This window comes from Nocardioides sp. WG-D5 (assembly GCF_054031175.1).
In genome coordinates this window covers 453890-472554 of record NZ_CM132928.1, presented here as the reverse complement: position 1 = coordinate 472554, position 18665 = coordinate 453890, and the positions used below count along the sequence as shown (strand labels likewise).

19 protein-coding genes are annotated in these 18665 nt (G+C 70.0%); 17 read left to right on the top strand and 2 right to left on the bottom strand.

The annotated features are described in order from the left end of the window. Nucleotides 1-2 precede the first annotated feature (2 nt). Complete coding sequence (locus ACWZJV_RS02355) at nt 3-1184, bottom strand: ROK family transcriptional regulator (protein ID WP_457180094.1); 1182 nt, start codon at nt 1182-1184, stop codon at nt 3-5. 139 nt (nt 1185-1323) lie between these two features. On the opposite strand from ACWZJV_RS02355, the gene xylA reads away from it, so the two are divergent. From xylA to ACWZJV_RS02270, 17 genes are all read left to right on the top strand, one after another. Beyond that, nucleotides 1324-2478 carry a xylose isomerase gene (gene xylA, locus ACWZJV_RS02350; RefSeq protein WP_457180093.1) on the top strand — a complete coding sequence of 385 codons (1155 nt, stop codon included), beginning with the start codon at nt 1324-1326 and terminating at the stop codon, nt 2476-2478. Between the two features lie 10 nt (nt 2479-2488). Beyond that, a complete protein-coding gene (gene xylB / locus ACWZJV_RS02345) occupies nt 2489-3883 on the top strand; it encodes a xylulokinase (protein ID WP_457180092.1) in 1395 nt (464 codons plus the stop codon). A gap of 158 nt (nt 3884-4041) precedes the next feature. Beyond that, nucleotides 4042-4662, top strand: a complete 621-nt coding sequence (pgsA, locus tag ACWZJV_RS02340; protein WP_008356881.1) for a phosphatidylinositol phosphate synthase — start codon at nt 4042-4044, stop codon at nt 4660-4662. Continuing rightward, nucleotides 4659-5432, top strand: coding sequence for an inositol monophosphatase family protein (locus ACWZJV_RS02335; protein WP_457180091.1), 774 nt, complete (start codon nt 4659-4661; stop codon nt 5430-5432). The genes pgsA and ACWZJV_RS02335 overlap by 4 nt, the downstream gene beginning before the upstream one ends. 90 nt (nt 5433-5522) lie before the next feature. Continuing rightward, entirely contained in the window at nt 5523-6419 is an 897-nt protein-coding gene (pdxS, locus tag ACWZJV_RS02330; RefSeq protein WP_196873869.1) for a pyridoxal 5'-phosphate synthase lyase subunit PdxS, read from the top strand. Further along, complete coding sequence (gene pdxT / locus ACWZJV_RS02325) at nt 6416-6988, top strand: pyridoxal 5'-phosphate synthase glutaminase subunit PdxT (RefSeq protein WP_457180090.1); 573 nt, start codon at nt 6416-6418, stop codon at nt 6986-6988. Before pdxS ends, pdxT begins: the two co-directional genes overlap by 4 nt. Nucleotides 6989-7095: 107 nt before the next feature. Continuing rightward, the gene (locus ACWZJV_RS02320; RefSeq protein WP_008356873.1) at nt 7096-7863 is read left to right on the top strand and encodes a YebC/PmpR family DNA-binding transcriptional regulator; all 768 of its coding nucleotides are present in this window, start codon (nt 7096-7098) and stop codon (nt 7861-7863) included. Between the two features lie 116 nt (nt 7864-7979). After that, a complete protein-coding gene (locus tag ACWZJV_RS02315) occupies nt 7980-8222 on the top strand; it encodes a DUF6458 family protein (protein ID WP_196873871.1) in 243 nt (80 codons plus the stop codon). 145 nt (nt 8223-8367) lie between these two features. Beyond that, entirely contained in the window at nt 8368-8916 is a 549-nt protein-coding gene (gene ruvC, locus ACWZJV_RS02310) for a crossover junction endodeoxyribonuclease RuvC (RefSeq protein WP_008356869.1), read from the top strand. Then, on the top strand, nt 8917-9519 hold the full coding sequence (gene ruvA / locus ACWZJV_RS02305) for a Holliday junction branch migration protein RuvA (RefSeq protein ID WP_457180089.1): 603 nt from the start codon (nt 8917-8919) through the stop codon (nt 9517-9519). Between the two features lie 6 nt (nt 9520-9525). Then, on the top strand, nt 9526-10608 hold the full coding sequence (ruvB, locus tag ACWZJV_RS02300) for a Holliday junction branch migration DNA helicase RuvB (RefSeq protein WP_008356866.1): 1083 nt from the start codon (nt 9526-9528) through the stop codon (nt 10606-10608). Between the two features lie 87 nt (nt 10609-10695). After that, a complete protein-coding gene (gene yajC / locus ACWZJV_RS02295; RefSeq protein ID WP_457180088.1) occupies nt 10696-11073 on the top strand; it encodes a preprotein translocase subunit YajC in 378 nt (125 codons plus the stop codon). A gap of 8 nt (nt 11074-11081) precedes the next feature. Beyond that, nucleotides 11082-12797 (top strand): protein translocase subunit SecD, encoded by a 1716-nt coding sequence (gene secD / locus ACWZJV_RS02290; RefSeq protein ID WP_457180087.1) that lies wholly within the window; start codon nt 11082-11084, stop codon nt 12795-12797. Beyond that, nucleotides 12797-14035 (top strand): protein translocase subunit SecF, encoded by a 1239-nt coding sequence (gene secF / locus ACWZJV_RS02285; RefSeq protein WP_008356860.1) that lies wholly within the window; start codon nt 12797-12799, stop codon nt 14033-14035. Before secD ends, secF begins: the two co-directional genes overlap by 1 nt. Continuing rightward, nucleotides 14032-14598: an adenine phosphoribosyltransferase gene (locus ACWZJV_RS02280; protein WP_196873875.1), complete on the top strand. Its 567-nt coding sequence runs from the start codon at nt 14032-14034 to the stop codon at nt 14596-14598. The genes secF and ACWZJV_RS02280 overlap by 4 nt, the downstream gene beginning before the upstream one ends. A gap of 62 nt (nt 14599-14660) precedes the next feature. Further along, nucleotides 14661-16976: a RelA/SpoT family protein gene (locus ACWZJV_RS02275; RefSeq protein WP_008356856.1), complete on the top strand. Its 2316-nt coding sequence runs from the start codon at nt 14661-14663 to the stop codon at nt 16974-16976. Between the two features lie 131 nt (nt 16977-17107). Then, a complete protein-coding gene (locus ACWZJV_RS02270) occupies nt 17108-17269 on the top strand; it encodes a hypothetical protein (protein ID WP_008356855.1) in 162 nt (53 codons plus the stop codon). Between the two features lie 79 nt (nt 17270-17348). Here ACWZJV_RS02270 and ACWZJV_RS02265 read toward each other — a convergent pair whose 3' ends face one another. Next, nucleotides 17349-18587 (bottom strand): DUF349 domain-containing protein, encoded by a 1239-nt coding sequence (locus ACWZJV_RS02265; RefSeq protein WP_008356854.1) that lies wholly within the window; start codon nt 18585-18587, stop codon nt 17349-17351. Nucleotides 18588-18665 lie beyond the last annotated feature (78 nt).

Below are 18665 nucleotides of genomic sequence, written 5' to 3'. Positions count from 1 at the left end.
GGTCAGGGGCGGCGGGCCAGGTAGGCCGCGGGATCGTCGATCACGCGGCGTACGACCGTGCCGGCCGCCCCGCGCACGGCCGCGTCGCTGCCGAGGCCGGAGACGAGCAGCGGCGGCGGCTCGGCGGCACCGGTGTGGCGAGCGATCGAGGCCTCGGTCGCGGTGGCGAGCCAGGGCGCGAGGGTGGCGAACGCGCCGCCGAGCACGATCGCGGCGGGGTCGAGGAGGGTGAGCACCGAGGCGAGGGCGACCCCGAGGTGGCGGCCGGCGTCGGTGACCGCGTCCAGAGCGGCCCGGTCGCCGGCCTCGCAGGCCCGGGTGAGGTCGGCCATCGTCGCCACCTGCGCCCGGGCGAGGATCTCCTGCTGCCCGGCCATCCGTTCCAGGCAGCCGTGGCCACCGCAGGCGCAGCGCGGTCCGTCCGGGGCGACGACGACATGGCCGAGCTCGCCGGCACCGGCGTGCGCCCCGCGGAAGACCTCGCCGCCGACCACGATGCCGCCACCGATGCCGATCTCACCGGAGACGTGCACGAAGTCGCGCAGGGGCCCGCCCTCGTGCTCGTGATCGCCGGACCACATCTCGCCGAGAGCCGCGAGGTTGGCCTCGTTCTCCAGCTCGACGTCGAGCCCGGTCGCCTCGCCGACCGCGTCCGCGAGGTCGACCCGCGGCCAGCGCAGGTTGGGCGTGCGCACGACGGTGCCGTCGACGGCCAGGCCGGGCACTGCCACGCAGGCCCCTGCCAGGGGCAGACCCTGGGCGGCCGCGCTGCCGGCGGCGGTGCGGGCCACCTCGACGAGGTCGGCGACGACCTCGTCGACCTCGCGGTCGCGGTTGTCGCGGCGTACGACATGGTGGTAGCGCGGAGCGCCGGTCAGGTCGGTCACCATGGCGGCCAGGTAGTCGACGTTGATCTCCAGGCCGAGACCGGCGGTGCCGCCGGGAGCCAGGCTGAGCGCCGTGGCGGGCCGGCCACGCTCGGTCGCGGCAGGGCCGCTCTCGCCGATCAGGCCGGCGGAGATCAGATCGGCCACGAGCCCGGAGACCGACGACTTGGTCAGTCCGGTGCGCGCCGCGACCCGGGCCCGGGAGACCGGTCCCGTGCGGGCGACCTCGCCGAGCACGAGCGCGAGGTTGCTCGCCCGCATCCCGGCATGTTGGGCTGGCTCGCTTCGGACCGTCATGGATGGGATTAGACCAAGTTCTGAACTTGAGGTCAACCGATCGACTTTTCCGCTGGGAACCGGTTGACAATGTGACGAGCATCGCGTTTCATCGGAGTTACATAGTCCGAGTCGTGAACTAAAGTGAGGAAGCAAGGCTATGACGGAGTACACCCCCACCCCGGACGACAAGTTCACCTTCGGTCTGTGGACCGTGGGCTGGAACGGCCAGGACGTCTTCGGGTCGGCGAGCCGGCCGCACCTCGACGTCGCGCACTCGGTCCACAAGCTGGCCGAGCTGGGCGCCTACGGCATCACCTTCCACGACAACGACGTCTTCGCGATCGACGCGAGCGACGCCGAGCGCCAGGCGGAGATCGACAAGCTGAAGGCGGCGCTGGACGAGACCGGCCTCAAGGTGCCGATGGCCACGACCAACCTCTTCGGCCACCCCGTCTTCCGCGACGGCGGGTTCACCTCCAATGACCGCGAGGTGCGCCGCTACGCGATCGCCAAGGTCGCGCGCAACATCGACCTCGCCGCGGAGCTCGGGGCCATGACGTACGTCATGTGGGGCGGGCGTGAGGGCGCGGAGTCGCACGCCGCGAAGGACATCGCGGCGGCGCTGGACCGATACCGCGAGGCGGTCAACCTGCTCGGCGACTACGTGACCGAGAAGGGCTACGACATCCGGTTCGCCATCGAGCCGAAGCCCAACGAGCCGCGCGGCGACATCCTGCTGCCGACCATCGGCCACGCGCTCGCCTTCATCAACAGCCTCGACCGCCCCGAGATGGTCGGGCTCAACCCGGAGGTCGGCCACGAGGAGATGGCCGGGCTCAACTTCGCCTCCGGCGTCGCCCAGGCGCTGTGGCACGGCAAGCTCTTCCACATCGACCTCAACGGCCAGCACGGACCGCGCTTCGACCAGGACCTCCGCTTCGGCGCCGGCAACCTGCGCGGTGCGTTCAACCTGGTCGACCTGCTGGAGACCAAGGGCTACGAGGGCCCGCGCCACTTCGACTTCAAGCCGCCGCGCACCGAGGACGAGGACGGCGTGTGGGCCTCGGCCGCGGGCTGCATGCGCAACTACCTGGTGCTGCGTGAGCGGGCCAAGGCGTTCCGGGCGGACCCGGAGGTCAAGGCAGCGCTCGAGGCCTCGCAGGTCGAGGAGCTGTCCGTGCCGACGCTGGCCGAGGGCGAGACGCTCGAGGACATCCGCAACGTGACCTACGACATCGAGAAGCTGGACCACGGCTACAGCTTCGAGCACCTCGACCAGCTGGCCATGGACCACCTGCTCGGGCTTCGTTAGGTTGCCGGGCATGCCGCTCGTCGCCGGGGTCGACTCCTCGACCCAGTCCTGCAAGGTCGTCGTCCGCGACGCGGAGACCGGGGCGCTGGTGCGCTCCGGCTCCGCGCCCCACCCCGAGGGGACGGAGGTGGACCCGGCGGCGTGGTGGACCGCGCTCGAGGCGGCCGCCGAAGCCGCCGGCGGGCTCGACGACGTCGCCGCGGTCTCCGTCGGCGGTCAGCAGCACGGGATGGTCTGCCTGGACGAGGCCGGAGAGGTCGTACGTCCCGCGCTGCTGTGGAACGACACCCGCTCCGCCGCCGCGGCCACCGCGCTCAACACCGAGCTCGGTGCCGCGGCCTGGGCCGACGCCGTCGGCTCCGTCCAGGTGGCCAGCTTCACCGCCACCAAGCTGCGCTGGCTCGCCGAGCACGAGCCGGAGTCGGCGGCTCGGGTGGCGGCGGTGTGTCTGCCCCATGACTGGCTGACCTGGAAGCTCGCCGGTGCGCCGGGGTTGGAGGCGCTGCGTACGGACCGGAGCGACGCCAGCGGCACCGGCTACTACTCCGCGGTGACCGGCGAATACCGTCGCGACCTGCTCAAACGAGCTCTCGGGCGTGACGACGTCGTGCTGCCGGAGGTGCTCGCTCCGACGGCGTCGGCCGGGCACACCTCCTCCGGAGCCCTCCTCGGTCCGGGCTGCGGCGACAACGCCGGCGCGGCCCTGGGCGTGGGTGCCCGGCCCGGCGACGTGGTCGTCTCGATCGGCACCTCCGGGGTCGCCTGCGCGGTCTCGGAGACGCCGACCTCGGACGCCTCGGGGGCCGTCGCGGGCTTCGCCGACGCCACCGGTCGCTACCTGCCGCTGGTCGCCACCCTCAACGCCGCCCGGGTCCTCGACGCGACGACCCGGCTGCTCGGGGTCAGTCACGAGGAGCTGTCCCGGCTGGCGCTCTCGGCGCCCTCGGGCTCCGGCGGCCTCGTCCTGGTGCCCTACCTCGAGGGCGAGCGCACCCCCGACCGGCCCTCGGCCCGTGGCGTCATCCACGGACTGACCCTCGCCACCGCCGAGCCTGCCTACCTGGCACGCGCGGCCGTCGAGGGCCTGCTCTGCGGTCTCGCCGACGGCATCGACGCGCTCAAGGCTCAGGGCGTCGCCGTCAATCGCGTCCTCCTCGTCGGCGGCGGTGCCCGCTCCGAGGCCGTACGCCGCCTCGCCCCCGTCGTCCTCGGCCACCCCGTCCTCGTCCCCGAGCCGGGGGAGTACGTCGCCGACGGCGCCGCCCGGCAGGCCGCCTGGACCCTCGCCGGCGGCGAGGAGCCGCCGTCGTGGGAGCTCGCCGGGACCGAGACGTACGAGGCCGACCCCGACCCCGCCGTCCGCTCCCGCTACGCCGAGGTCCGCGATCTGACCGAAGGCGTGTAGCCGAGGCGTCACCCCGGTCGGCCGAGGCGTCACGCCCTGACCTCTCGGCCGACCGGACCGACGCCTCGCCCGACGTGAGTGACGCCTCGGCAGAATGTGGGTGACGTTTCGGCGCGCGGCGCTGACGCCTCGGCGGGATCCGATAGCGTGGCCGCGCCATGTTGGATCACATCAAAGGCTTCGTCCAGGGAGTCGTCCTCGCGCCCATCGTCCGGCTGTTCATCGCACTGAAGATCAGCCCTGACGCCGTCACACTCGTCGGCACCCTCGGAGTGGCGGTCGGCGCGCTCGCGTTCTACCCGCGCGGCGAGCTCCTGGCCGGCACCATCTTCATCACCTGCTTCGTGTTCAGCGACCTGATCGACGGGGCGATGGCGCGTGCCGTCGGCCGCACGAGCAAGTTCGGCGCCTTCTGGGACTCCACCCTCGACCGGATCGGCGACGGCGCGGTCTTCGGCGGCCTGGCGCTCTACTTCGCCGGCCCGGGCGACTCCGACCTCTACCTCGCACTGACCCTGTGGTGCGTGGTGATGGGCGCGGTCACCTCCTACGCCCGCGCCCGCGCGGAGTCGCTGGGCTTCACCGCCAACGTCGGCATCGCCGAGCGCGCCGACCGGCTCGTCCTGGTCCTGGTGCTGACCGGCTTCGCCGGCATCTTCGACCTCGACCTCCTCATCTACATCGCGCTGTGGATCCTCGCGGTCGCCTCGACGGTCACCGTCGGACAGCGCGTGTGGACCGTCCGCAGGCAGGCTCTCGCCGAGGAGGCCGCCTCGTGACCGCGCCGAGCGCGGCCGACGTACGCCTGGCCACCGAGCTCGTCCGTGGCGCCGGCGCTCTCGCCGCCAAGATGCGCAGCGCGGGCATCGGCGACTCGATCGAGACCAAGACCTCGGTCTCCGACCTGGTCACCGCGGCCGACAAGGCCGCCGAGAAGGCGATCGTCGACCGGCTCGCGTCCGAGCACCCCGGCGACGGCGTGCTGGGCGAGGAGGGCTCGGCCCGCGAGTCGACCACGGGCCGGGTGTGGACCATCGACCCGGTCGACGGCACCTACAACTTTGTCCGCGGGCTCGACTGGTGGTGCTCGGCGCTGGCGCTGACCGACGGGGACGATCTGGTCCTGGGCGCCGTCTACTCGCCGGCCGAGGACGCCGTCTACGTGGGTGGACCCGAGCTGCCCACCACCCGCAACGGGGTCCGGCTCGACGCGGTGCTCGACACGCCGCTCGCCCTGGCCTGCCTGACGACCTATCTCCACCCGGCCAAGCTGAGGCACCCCGTCGGCGAGGCCTACGTCCGCGTCGCGAGCCAGGCCGCCTCCATCCGGATCCTCGGCTCCGGGTCGATGGACCTCACCGCCATCGCCCAGGGCAAGCTCCACCTCTTTCTCCAGCACTCCGTCCCCGACTGGGACCGCCTCCCCGGAGCGGCCCTCATCCTCGGCGCCGGCGGCACCACGGCCCAGGTCGAGGCGGGCGGTGTCCTCTGGTCCCTGGCCGGCGCCCCGGCCGCGGTCGCCGAAGCCGTCGAAGCACTGGCCTCCTGAGTGGCCTCCTAGCAGTCCACTTTGGGAACAGTGGCCTGACCAGGCCTTTCCGAGGGTGGCGTACGTCCGATCCCGACCTACGATCGCACCATGGCAACAAGCACGAATGAGACGGGAACCTCGCGCGTCAAGCGCGGGATGGCGGAGATGCTCAAGGGCGGCGTGATCATGGACGTGGTCACCCCCGAGCAGGCGAAGATCGCCGAGGACGCCGGGGCGGTGGCGGTGATGGCGCTCGAGCGCGTCCCCGCCGACATCCGCGCCCAGGGCGGCGTGAGCCGCATGTCCGACCCCGACATGATCGACGGCATCATCGAGGCCGTCTCCATCCCGGTCATGGCCAAGGCCCGCATCGGCCACTTCGCCGAGGCGCAGGTGCTGCAGTCCCTGGGCGTCGACTACATCGACGAGTCCGAGGTGCTGACCCCGGCCGACTACGAGAACCACATCGACAAGTGGGCCTACACCGTGCCGTTCGTGTGCGGTGCGACCAACCTCGGCGAGGCCCTGCGTCGCATCACCGAGGGCGCGGCGATGATCCGCTCCAAGGGCGAGGCCGGCACCGGCGACGTCTCCAACGCGGTCACCCACATGCGTACGATCCGCCGCGAGATCCGCCGCCTCGGCGCGCTCGCCGACGACGAGCTCTACGTGGCGGCCAAGGAGCTCCAGGCCCCCTACGAGCTCGTCAAGGAGGTCGCCGAGAACGGCAAGCTCCCGGTGGTCCTGTTCACCGCCGGCGGCATCGCGACCCCGGCCGACGCCGCGATGATGATGCAGCTCGGCGCCGAGGGCGTCTTCGTCGGCTCTGGCATCTTCAAGTCCGGCAACCCGGCCCAGCGCGCCGAGGCGATCGTCAAGGCGACCACCTTCCACGACGACCCCGACGTCGTCGCCAAGGTCTCGCGTGGTCTCGGCGAGGCGATGGTCGGCATCAACGTCGACGAGCCGGCCCGGTCGATCCAGTTCGCGGAGCGCGGCTGGTGACCACGGTCGGCGTACTCGCCCTCCAGGGCGACGTCCGCGAGCACCTCGCCGCCCTCGACCGGCTGGGGGTGAAGGGCACCTCCGTGCGGCGGAGGGAGGAGCTCGACGCGTGCGACGCCCTCGTCATCCCCGGCGGTGAGTCGACGGCGATGTGGCGACTTGCCCGTACGTTCGAGCTGCTCGACCCGCTGCGCGACCGTGTCCGCACCGGGATGTCGGCGCTCGGCACCTGCGCGGGCATGGTGCTCCTGGCCGACCGCCTCCTCGACGGGGCGGCAGGCCAGGAGACCATCGGCGGGCTCGACATGACGGTGCGGCGTAACGCCTTCGGGCGGCAGACCGATTCGTTCGAGACCGACCTGGAGGTCACCGGCCTCGACGGAACGGTCCACGGCGTCTTCATCCGGGCACCCTGGGTCGAGGAGATCGGTGAGGGCGTCGAGGTGCTGGCGAGCGTCGAGGGTCACCCCGTCGCCGTACGCCAGAACCAGCTGATGGCCACCAGCTTCCACCCCGAGGTCAACGCCGACGACCGCCTGCACCGGCTGTTCCTGGACACCTGCTGCTGACGGTGCCGCACGCCACGTAGTTAGAATGGGCACCTGCTGCCCTGTGACGACTCCGGTGGCGGCTCGACAAGCAGAGACGACGACGTGGGGCAAAGGACGGTTCAACGATGAGCGGCCACTCAAAGTGGGCAACGACCAAGCACAAGAAGGCGGCGATCGACGCCAAGCGCGGCAAGCTCTTCGCCAAGCTCATCAAGACGATCGAGATCGCGGCCAAGACCGGCGGTCCGGACCCGGCCGGAAACCCGACCCTCTACGACGCGATCCAGAAGGCCAAGAAGCAGTCGGTCCCCAACGACAACATCGACCGCGCGGTCAAGCGCGGCGGTGGGCTCGACGGCGGCGGCGTCAGCTACGACACGATCATGTACGAGGTCTACGGCCCCCAGGGTGTCGCCCTCCTCATCGAGTGTCTGACCGACAACCGCAACCGGGCGGCCATGGAGGTCCGCACCGCGGTCACCCGCAACGGCGGCACCATGGCCGACCCGGGCTCGGTCTCGCGCCTCTTCGACCGCAAGGGCGTCGTCGTGGTGGCCAAGGCCCAGGAGGGGAAGACGATCACCGAGGACGACCTGCTCGAGGCCACCCTCGACGCGGGTGCCGAGGACGTCAACGACCTCGGTGAGTCCTTCGAGATCGTCTCCGACCCCAGCGACGTGGTCGCGGTCCGCACCGCGCTCCAGGACGCCGGGATCGACTACGACTCCGCCGAGGTCCAGTTCGTCGCGAGCATGGACATCCCGGTCGCCGACGCCTCGTCCGCCGAGAAGGTCTTCAAGCTCATCGACGCCGTCGACGACCTCGACGACGTGCAGAACGTCTTCTCCAACGCCGACATCCCCGACGAGGTCATGGAGACCGTCGACGCCTGATCGCTCCGCTGATCGGGCTGCGAGCTGGGCCGTACGGCTCATTCTCGGGCCGGATGCTGGGTATCCGGAAGGTCACGAACCGCCACGAGGCCGGTTCGCACCGGAAGGAGTACACGATGGGATACGGCGTAGGGGCTATTCTGCTCGTCGTCGGACTTGTCCTGGCGTTGGCTGTGCATGTCTCGGTCAGTGGGGTCGATCTGACCCTGGTCGGCTGGATCCTGGCCGCTGTCGGAGCCGTGGTGCTGATCCTGACCGCTGTGACCCTGAACACCGGAGGTCGGTCACGCACGGTCGCGAGGCGGAGGCATGCCGACGGCACGGAGACCGTCGAGGAGCGACGCACCGACACTCTGTGAGCCCGGAGCCTCGACCTCGGACCTCCGGGCACGTCACATCCTCCTGAATGAGGGTGTCGCGGGCCCGGAGGCAGCAGCCGACCGGTAGTCTGCGAACAGACGTTCGACACCCGGCCGGCTCGGTCGTTGTGGAAGAGGTGCTCCAGTGCGCGTGCTTGGGATCGACCCCGGCCTGACCCGGTGCGGGATGGGCGTGGTCGACGGCTCGCTCGGCCGGCCGCTGTCGATGGTGGACGTCGGAGTGATCCGTACGTCCGCAGACCTGCCCGTCTGGGAGCGGCTGGTGAGTATCGAGAAGGGGATCGACGCCTGGATCGAGGAGCACCGGCCCGACGCGGTCGCGATCGAGCGGATCTTCGCGCGCTCGAACGTCTCCACGATCATGGGTACGGCCCAGGCCAGCGGTCTCGCCATGGTCTGTGCCGCCCGGCGCGGTCTCCCGGTCGCCCTGCACACCCCGTCCGAGGTCAAGGCCGCGGTCTCCGGCAACGGCCGTGCCGACAAGGCCCAGGTGACCGCGATGGTGACCCGGATCCTGCGGCTCCCGACCCCGCCGAAGCCCGCCGACGCCGCCGACGCGCTCGCGCTGGCCATCACCCACCAGTGGCGCGGAGGCGCCCAGAACCGCATCGAAGCCGCGGTGGCCGCGGCAGGGCGGCGCTCAACAGATGTGCTCAACAGAAGGGTCCCGTAGATGATCGCGTCCGTGCGCGGCAAGGTCGCCGCCGTCAGTCTCTCCACCGCTGTCGTCGAGGTCGGCGGCATCGGCATCGAGCTGCTCTGCACGCCCAACACCCTGGCGACGCTCCGCACCGGCGAGGAGGCGCACCTGCCGACGAGCCTGGTCGTGCGCGAGGACTCGCTGACCCTCTTCGGCTTCACCGACACCGATGAGCGCACGCTCTTCGAGCTTCTCCAGACCGCCTCCGGCGTCGGCCCGAAGCTCGCCCAGGCGATGCTCGCGGTGCTCTCGCCCGACGGCATCCGGCTGGCCATCTCGACCGAGGACGCCAAGACCCTCACCAAGGTCCCCGGCATCGGTCAGAAGGGCGCCCAGCGGGTGATCCTGGAGCTCAAGGACCGGATCGGCGCGCCCGCGGGCAGCGCCTCGGCCCCGGCGGCGGTCCAGCAGGGCGCGGCGCCGTGGCGTGACCAGGTCACCGAGGCCCTCATCGGCCTGGGCTACAACGCCCGGGACGCCGACAAGGCGGTCACCGCCATCGAGCCGGAGGCCGGCGACCAGGCCAACATCTCGCTGCTGCTGCGGGCGGCCCTGCGCACCCTTTCGAAGGCATAGGCACTCATGCACGAGGACGACCTGACCGCAGCCGAGGAGGACTACTTCTCCTCGCTGACGATCGCCGAGGCCGATGGGGACGACCGGGCGGTCGAGGCCGCGCTGCGCCCCAAGAGCCTCGACGAGCTGATCGGCCAGCAGCGCGTCCGCGAGCAGCTCAGTCTCGTCCTGGAGGCGGCGAGGCAGCGCGAGCGGGCCCCTGACCACGTACTCCTGTCCGGGCCGCCGGGACTCGGCAAGACCACGCTCGCGATGATCATCGCCGCCGAGATGTCGGCACCCCTGCGGATCACCAGCGGACCCGCGATCACCCACGCCGGGGATCTGGCCGCGATCCTGAGCGGGCTCAACGAGGGCGAGGTGCTCTTCGTCGACGAGATCCACCGGATGAGCCGCCCCGCCGAGGAGATGCTCTACCTGGCGATGGAGGACTTCCGGGTCGACGTCGTCATCGGCAAGGGCCCGGGTGCGACCGCGATCCCGATCGACCTGCCGCCGTTCACGCTGGTCGGCGCGACGACCCGCGCCGGGCTCCTCCCCGGCCCGCTGCGGGACAGGTTCGGCTTCACCGGCCATCTGGAGCTCTACGACCCGGCGGACCTCGAGCTGATCGTGCGCCGCTCCGCGGGCCTGCTCGAGGTCACCCTCCGCGACGACGGCGCCGCCGAGATCGCCGGCCGCTCCCGCGGCACCCCACGCATCGCCAACCGCCTGCTGCGCCGCGTACGCGACTATGCCCAGGTCAAGGCGGACGGCACGGTCACCCAGCAGGTCGCCCAGAAGGCCCTGGACCTCTACGAGGTCGACCCGCTCGGCCTGGACCGCCTCGACCTGGCCGTCCTCGACGCCCTGTGCCGCCGCTTCGGCGGCGGCCCGGTGGGCATCTCCACGCTCGCCGTCGCGGTGGGGGAGGAGCGCGAGACGGTCGAGGAGGTCGCCGAGCCGTTCCTGGTGCGCAGCGGCTTCCTGGCCCGTACGCCGCGGGGCCGTGTCGCGACCCCGGCAGCATGGGAGCACCTCGGGCTGCCGGTCCCGGCCAGCGCCGAGGCAGCGGCATGGTCGAGGGACACGCTCTGGGATGAGGCCTGATTCACAGTCCCAACCAGGTGCCTGGTTAGACTTGCACGTCGCCGTGCGCCTGCCGGCCACCACTCAGACTGTCGGAGCCGAACCCCCGTGGAATTCCTTCCTTTCATCGTCATCATCGTCCTGTTCTACTTCCTGTTGATCAGGCCGCAGCAGAAGCGTGCGAAGGAGGCTCGAGAGCTCCAGCTCAACCTCCAGCCGGGTGACCGGGTGATGCTGACCGCCGGGCTCTTCGGCACCGTGACCGAGGTCGAGGAGACCACCACCAACATCAAGGTCGAGATCGCCGACGGCGTCGTCATCCAGGTCGTGCGCCAGGCGGTGGCCCAGAAGGTCACCGAGGCGCCCGCCGAGGACTCCGACGAGTCCGACGACGAGTCCGGCGAGAAGACCGAGGTCGAGGCTGCGGCCGACGAGACCTCTGCCGATGCCGAGAACGTCATCGTGGACCTCGACAAGAAGGACTGACCGAACTCATGGCACGCAAGACCGCGCGCCCAGGGCGGACACTCGCACTGCTCTTCCTGGCGATCGCGATCATGTTCGGCGGCATCGCGTTCGCCGGCACCTGGAAGCCCGAGCTGGGCCTCGACCTCCGTGGCGGCACCGAGATCTCGATGACCGCCGAGAACTCCGAGGGCGGCTCCGTCCCGAAGGAGAGCCTCGACGAGGCGAAGGCGATCATCGACCAGCGCGTCAACGGCTCCGGCATCACCGGCGGCCGGGTGACCACCGAGGGCAACGACGTCATCAAGGTCTCGATCCCCGGCACCGGCAAGGTGCAGCAGGAGACCGCCGAGCGCGTTCGCCAGACCGCGAAGCTCCGCTTCCGCCTGGTCGCCTGCAGCCCGCAGAAGCAGTGCGGCGCGGGCGCCGACGCCGGCGGCTCGATGATCGAGGACCCGTCGACCGGCACCGTCCCGGGCACCTCCCCGCGGGCGCCGTTCGGCGGCGAGACCGCCAGCCCCACCGAGACCGCGAGCGCCTCCGACAAGGCCTCGGACAAGGCCTCCGAGAAGCCGTCCGAGGGCGCCAGCCCGTCGGCCTCGGCGAGCGCGAAGCCCGAGAAGCAGAACGACAACGCGGTCGTCAAGGTCGACGACGCGGTCGACTTCATGCGCAACGTGCCGCAGGAGTGGGCGACCGCCTACAACTCCTTCAGCTGCCCCGCCCCGGGTGCCGAGCCGGCCGAGGACATCCCCGGCAAGCCGCTGCTGACCTGTGACAACGACGGCGTCCCCTACCTGCTGACCCCGGCGGTCATCGAGGGCACCGAGATCGACGAGGCCTCCTACGGCATCCCGCAGCAGCAGGCCAACTACGTCGTGACGCTCGACTTCAAGTCCAAGGGCAACAAGGTCTTCGCCGACACCACCGGCGCGATCGCCGGCACCGGCGAGCAGTTCGCGATCGTCCTGGACGCCAAGGTCATCTCCGCCCCGACCGCCGACTCGCGGATCAGCGGCGGCGCCCAGATCAGCGGAGACTTCACCCAGGAGTCCGCCGCGTCGCTGGCCAACAACCTGAAGTACGGCTCGCTGCCGCTCGACTTCCCCGACGACGGCATCCAGACCCGGGTCATCGGCCCGAGCCTGGCCGGCAACCAGCTCACCGCCGGACTCTGGGCCGGTCTGATCGGCCTGATCCTCGTGGTGATCTTCTCGGTCCTCTACTACCGCGCGATGAGCATCGTGGTGATCGGGTCGCTGATCGTGGCGGGTGCCGGGACGTACGGGATGATCCTGCTGCTCAGCGAGACCGCCGGCGTCACCCTGGACCTTCCGGGTGTGGCCGGTCTGATCGTCGGTATCGGCATCACCGCCGACTCCTTCATCATCCTCTACGAGAGGATGCGTGACGACATGCGTGAGGGCCGCTCGATGCGGGTGGCCGTCGACACCGCCTGGGTCCGGGCCCGCAACACCTGTCTGGCCTCCGACGGCGTCTCGTTCCTGGCCGCGTTCGTGCTCTACGTGTTCGCGACCAACGAGGTCAAGGGCTTCGCCTTCATGCTCGGCCTGACCACGCTCATCGACGTGCTGGTGTTCTTCTGGTTCACCCACCCGATGACCAAGCTGATGGCCGGCTGGGGCTTCTTCAACAAGGGCCACGTGCTCTCCGGCATGGACAAGCGCGCTATCGGCACCGTCGACGCCCCCAAGGGCACCACTCTGGTCGGAGGCAAGGCCTGATGAGCAAGTTCTCCTTCTCGCGGCTCGGCAAGGAGCTCTACACCGGCGAGAAGTCCTTCGACTTCGTCGGCCGCCGGATGGTCTGGTACGCCGCCTCCGGTGTCGTGCTCGTCGCGGTCGTCCTCGGTGTCTGGCTCCAGGGCATCAACCTCGGCATCGACTTCACCGGCGGCACGCGCTACACCGTGACCGTCGCGCAGGCCGACCAGAAGCTGGCCGACGACCTGCGTACGGCGGTGGGTGACACCGCGGTCGAGGCCGCCGACGGCGCCACCGTGCGCACCTCCGGCAGCAAGTCGATCGTGATCGAGACCAAGGCGATCGCCGACAACTCCAAGGCCGACGACTCGATCATGGAGGCGATCACCAAGACCGCCGACGTGGCCGAGGACGACGTCAGCCGCACCGGCATCGGCCCCAGCTGGGGTCAGCGGGTGGCCTCCAAGGCGGGCCTCGCGCTGGGCATCTTCCTGGTCGGCGTGGTCCTGTTCATCTGGATCTACTTCAGGGAATGGAAGATGTCGGTCGCGGCCGTCGTCGCCCTGGCCCACGACGTGGTGATCACGGTCGGCGTCTACGCGATCGTCGGCTTCGAGGTGACCCCGGCGACGGTCACCGGCTTCCTGACCATCCTCGGCTACTCGCTCTACGACACCGTGGTGGTCTTCGACAAGGTCAAGGAGAACACCCGCAACCTGTCGCAGAAGAAGCAGACCTACGCCTCGGCGGCCAACCTGGCGATCAACCAGACGCTGGTCCGCTCGGTGAACACCTCGATCATCGGTCTGCTGCCGGTCGTCGCGATCCTCTACGTCAGCACCGTCCAGCTCGGCACCTCCTCGCTCAAGGACATCTCGCTGGTCCTCTTCGTCGGTATGGCCGTCGGCACCTACTCCTCGATCTTCATCGCCACCCCGCTGCTGGTGCACCTGAAGTCGAAGGAGAAGGACGTCGTCGACGCCGAGAAGCGGGCCGCCGCGCGGATGAAGGAAGCCGACAAGTACGCCGCGGTGCCGGTCTTCGACGAGGGCATGGCGGTCGCCGATGGCGAGCCGGACGAGCTCCGCGAGTCCTCCTCCGAGGACCTGCACGAGGCCGGCGTCAGCCGGGGCACCAGCCCCAACAGCTCCGCGCTCGGGCGAGGGCGCAACGTACCCTCCTCCCACCGCGAGGTGAGCGACAGCGGCGCCGCCGGGCGCCCGCAGCCCAAGCGCGAGTCGAGGTCGAAGCGCAAGTGACTGTCTCCGAGACGGCCGCCAGCGGCCGGTCGCTCGAGGAAACCCTCGAGCGGCTGGTCGCCGACGTCCCCGACTTCCCGGAGCCGGGGGTCGGTTTCAAGGACATCACCCCGCTGCTGGCCGACCACGCCGGCTTCAGCCAGGTGGTCGAGGCGCTCGCCGCACCGGCGCGCGACGCCGACGGCACCGTGACCGTCACCAAGGTGCTCGGCATGGAGTCGCGAGGCTTCATCCTCGGCGCTCCCGCGGCCCTGCACCTCGGCGTCGGCTTCGTGCCCGTCCGCAAGGCCGGCAAGCTCCCGCGCGAGACCCACGCGGTCTCCTACTCGCTGGAGTACGGCGAGGCCACCCTGGAGATCCACACCGACGCGGTCGCCCCGGGGGAGCGGGTGCTGGTCATCGACGACGTGCTCGCGACCGGTGGCACCGCGGCCGCGACGATCGAGCTCGTCGAGCGTTGCGGCGGCGTCGTCGCGGGCGTCTCGGTGCTGCTCGAGCTCGGCTTCCTCGACCCGCGCAGCAAGCTGCCGGACACTCCGGTGCACTCGCTGTTGGTCAGTTGACAGGTCCATCATGCAGGTGCCGTCCTAGCCAATGCTCCGGGTGCGGCCGGTAGACTCGCTACATGGCAGAGGATCGCATCGTCGCGCAGCCTCGTGCGCACAACATCGAGGCGCGGGAGAGCAGTGGCCCGGCCCCGTCGGGTCGTAGCGTGCGTGCGCGTCTGGCCCGGATCGGTGGTCGTGGCGCGCCGGGCAATCCTGTGCTGGAGCCGTTGTTCCGGGCGGTCAGGTCCAACCACCCCAAGGCCGATCTGGCGCTTCTGGAGCGGGCCTACGTCACCGCCGAGCGTCTCCACGGCACCCAGATGCGCAAGAGCGGTGATCCCTACATCACCCACCCGCTGGCGGTGACCACGATCCTCGCCGAGCTCGGCATGACCGAGCCGACCCTCGTCGCGGCCCTGCTGCACGACACCGTCGAGGACACGCCCTACACGCTCAAGGAGCTCACCCGCGACTTCGGCGAGGAGGTCGCCCACCTCGTCGACGGCGTCACCAAGCTCGACAAGGTCACCTACGGCGACTCGGCGCAGGCCGAGACGATCCGCAAGATGGTCGTGGCGATGTCCCGGGACATCCGGGTGCTGGTGATCAAGCTGGCCGACCGCCTGCACAACATGCGTACGCTGCGCTACGTCCCGCAGAAGTCGCAGGAGCGCAGCGCGCGCGAGACCCTCGACATCTACGCGCCGCTGGCCCACCGGCTCGGTATGAACACCATCAAGTTCGAGCTCGAGGACCTCGCCTTCGCGACCCTCTACCCGAAGATGTACGACGAGCTCGTCCGCCTGGTCGCCGACCGCAACCCGTCGCGGGAGAAGTTCCTGGCCCAGGTCATCGACCAGGTCGAGCGCGACCTGCACGATGCGCGGATCAAGGCGACCGTCACCGGGCGACCGAAGCACTACTACTCGATCTACCAGAAGATGATCGTCGGAGGTAAGGACTTCTCCGACATCAACGACCTGGTCGGCATCCGGATCCTGGTCGAGGACGAGCGCGACTGCTACTCCGTCCTCGGCATCCTGCACTCGCGGTGGAACCCCGTCCTCGGGCGGTTCAAGGACTACATCGCGATGCCGAAGTTCAACATGTACCAGTCGCTGCACACCACCGTGATCGGCCCGCAGGGCAAGCCGGTCGAGCTGCAGATCCGCACCTTCGCCATGCACCGCCGCGCCGAGTTCGGTGTCGCCGCGCACTGGAAATACAAGGAGGACGGTCGCAACGGTGTCGACACCGACCGGCCGATGGACAACGACATGAGCTGGGTCAAGCAGCTCATGGACTGGCAGTCCGAGGTCAACGACCCCGGCGAGTTCCTGGAGTCGCTCCGCTTCGAGATGAAGCGCACCGAGGTCTACGTCTTCACGCCCAAGGGCGACGTGATCGCGCTGCCCGCCGACGCGACCCCGGTCGACTTCGCCTACGCCGTGCACACCGAGGTCGGCAACAAGACCATCGGCGCCCGCGTCAACGGCCGGCTGGTGCCGCTGGAGTCGACCCTGGAGAGCGGCGACGTCGTCGAGGTCTTCACCTCCAAGTCGCCCAACGCCGGTCCGTCGAAGGACTGGACCTCCTTCGTCAAGTCCAACCGGGCCAAGGCGAAGATCCGGCAGTGGTACACCCGCGAGCGCCGCGACGAGGCCATCGAGAAGGGCCAGGACGCGATCGCCCGGCTCATGCGCAAGGAGGGCCTGCCCCTCAAGCGGCTGATGTCGCGCGAGTCGCTCATGCTCGCCGCTGACCACTTCGACCTCGCCGACGTCGAGGCGCTCTACGCCGCGGTCGGTGAGAGCCACCTCTCCGCCCAGGCGGTCGTACGCCGCGTCATCGAGGACCACGGCGGAGACGACGGCGCCGCCGAGGACCTCGCCGAGGCCATCAACGTCGGCCGCCGTCGCCACGGCAAGGTCTCCGCCACCAACTCCGACGCCGGGGTGATCGTCAAGGGATCCCCGGACGTCTGGGTCAAGCTCGCCAAGTGCTGCACCCCGGTGCCCGGCGACGACATCCTCGGCTTCGTCACCAAGGGCGGGGGAGTCTCGGTCCACCGCACCGACTGCACCAACGCCGCCGAGCTCCGCTCCCACCCCGAGCGGCTGCTCGAGGTCGAGTGGGGCTCCACCTCCAACTCGGTCTTCCTGGTCAACATCCAGGTCGAGGCCCTGGACCGGGCCCGGCTCCTGTCGGACATCACGATGGCGCTCTCCGACGCCCACGTGAACATCCTCAGCGCCCAGCTCACCACCACCCGCGACCGCGTCGCGAAGTCCCGTTTCTCCTTCGAGATGGCCGACTCCAAGCACCTCGACACCGTCTTGAAGCAGGTACGCACCGTCCCCGGCGTCTTCGACGCCTACCGCGTCACCCAGTAGCCACCCGGCTCATCTGCTCACCCCGCGGAGTCGAGTCGGCACGAATGTCTCAACAAGGGGACATTTCGGCCCGCGCGGTCGTTATAAGGTAAAGACGCGTCGACTCGGGCGCCCTAGGGATGGAGCACACCGTGTTCATGTGGATTCTCATCATCGTCGGCGTAGTCCTGATCATCGGCTTGGCGTCGATATCGCTCGGCATGGCTCCCAAGGGAGTCGACCCCGAGGACGTACGCAACATCAAGCGCAACAATTCAGGTAAGGGCGACTACTTCGGCGGCGCCAGCATGTAGAAACTCGCCGAGCCTTCTGGTCAAGATGAGCCGACTCGGCGCTTCTGCTCGAGACAGATGCGCCGAGTCGGCGTGAGGATCAGGAGAAGTCGGCGCTGGCGCGCTTGGCCATCTCCAGGAACTGACGACGCGACTCGAGGTTCTCCTCGAGGCTCTTGACCTTCCGGGCGTCACCCGAGGCCTGGGCCTTGTCGAGGTCCTTCTCGACCTGCGCGATGGCTTCCTCGAGCTTGGCGATCATGTCGTCGGCACGAGCGGACTTCTCCGGGTCGGACTTGCGCCACTGGTCGTCCTCGGCGGACTTGATGGCCTGCTCGACCTTGCGCATCGCGCCCTCGAGCTCCTTGATGCGGTCGCGCGGGACCTTGCCGGCCTCGTCCCAGCGGTCGGCGATGTCGCGGAAGGAGCGCTTGACGCCGTCGAGGTCGTCGCCCTTCTCCAGCAGCGGGAGCAGCTCCTGCGCCTCGGCGAGCAGCCCCTCCTTGACCACGGCGTTCTGCGCGAACTCGGCGTCGAGCGCTGCGTTGGCGGCGTCGCGGGCACCGAAGAAGACGTCCTGGGCGGCCCGGAACTGCTTCCAGAGCTTGTCGTCGACGTCCTTGGGCGCAGGCCCGGCGGCCTTCCAGTCGCGCATCAGGTCGCGGTAGCGGCCGGCGGTGGGGCCCCAGTCGGTGGAGGAGGAGAGCTGCTCGGCCTCGGCGATGATCCGCTCCTTGATCACCTTGGCGTCCTCGCGGCGAGCGTTGAGCTCGGCGAAGTGGGCCTTGCGCCGGCGCGTGTAGGCCGTACGCGCGGTCGAGAAGCGCCGCCACAGCGCGTCGTCGGAGGAACGGTCGATGCGGGGGAGCGCCTTCCACTGGTCGAGCAGCTCCCGCAGCCGGTTGGCGCCGTTGCGCCAGTCGTTGCTCTGGGCCAGCTTCTCGGCCTCGGTGACGAGGGCCTCCTTGGCGACCTTCGCCTCGGCCGCCTTCGCGGCCCGCTCGGCCTTTCGGGCCTCGCGCTGGGTGGCGATGACCGGGGCCAGCGCCTCCAGCCGCGCCACCAGCGAGGCCAGGTCGCCGACCGCGTTGGCATCGGTCACCTTCTCGACGACGGTCTTGACCGCCGCGGTCGCCTCGTCGGGCGACGTCTTGCCCGCATGCACCCGCCGCTCGAGCTGCTCGACCTCGAAGGCGAGCTGGTCGAACCGGTTGGTGAAGAAGGCAAGCGCCTCCTCTGGCGTGCCTTCCGGGTATTGCCCCACGGAACGCTCGCCCTCTGCGGTCTTCACGTAGACCGTTCCGTCTTCCTCGACCCGACCCCACTGCTCGCTGGTCACAATGTCCCTACTCTTCGCATGAGGCGCTAACCTCTATGAAATCTCCCCCGCCGGACACCGTGCTCGTCACAGTCCCGG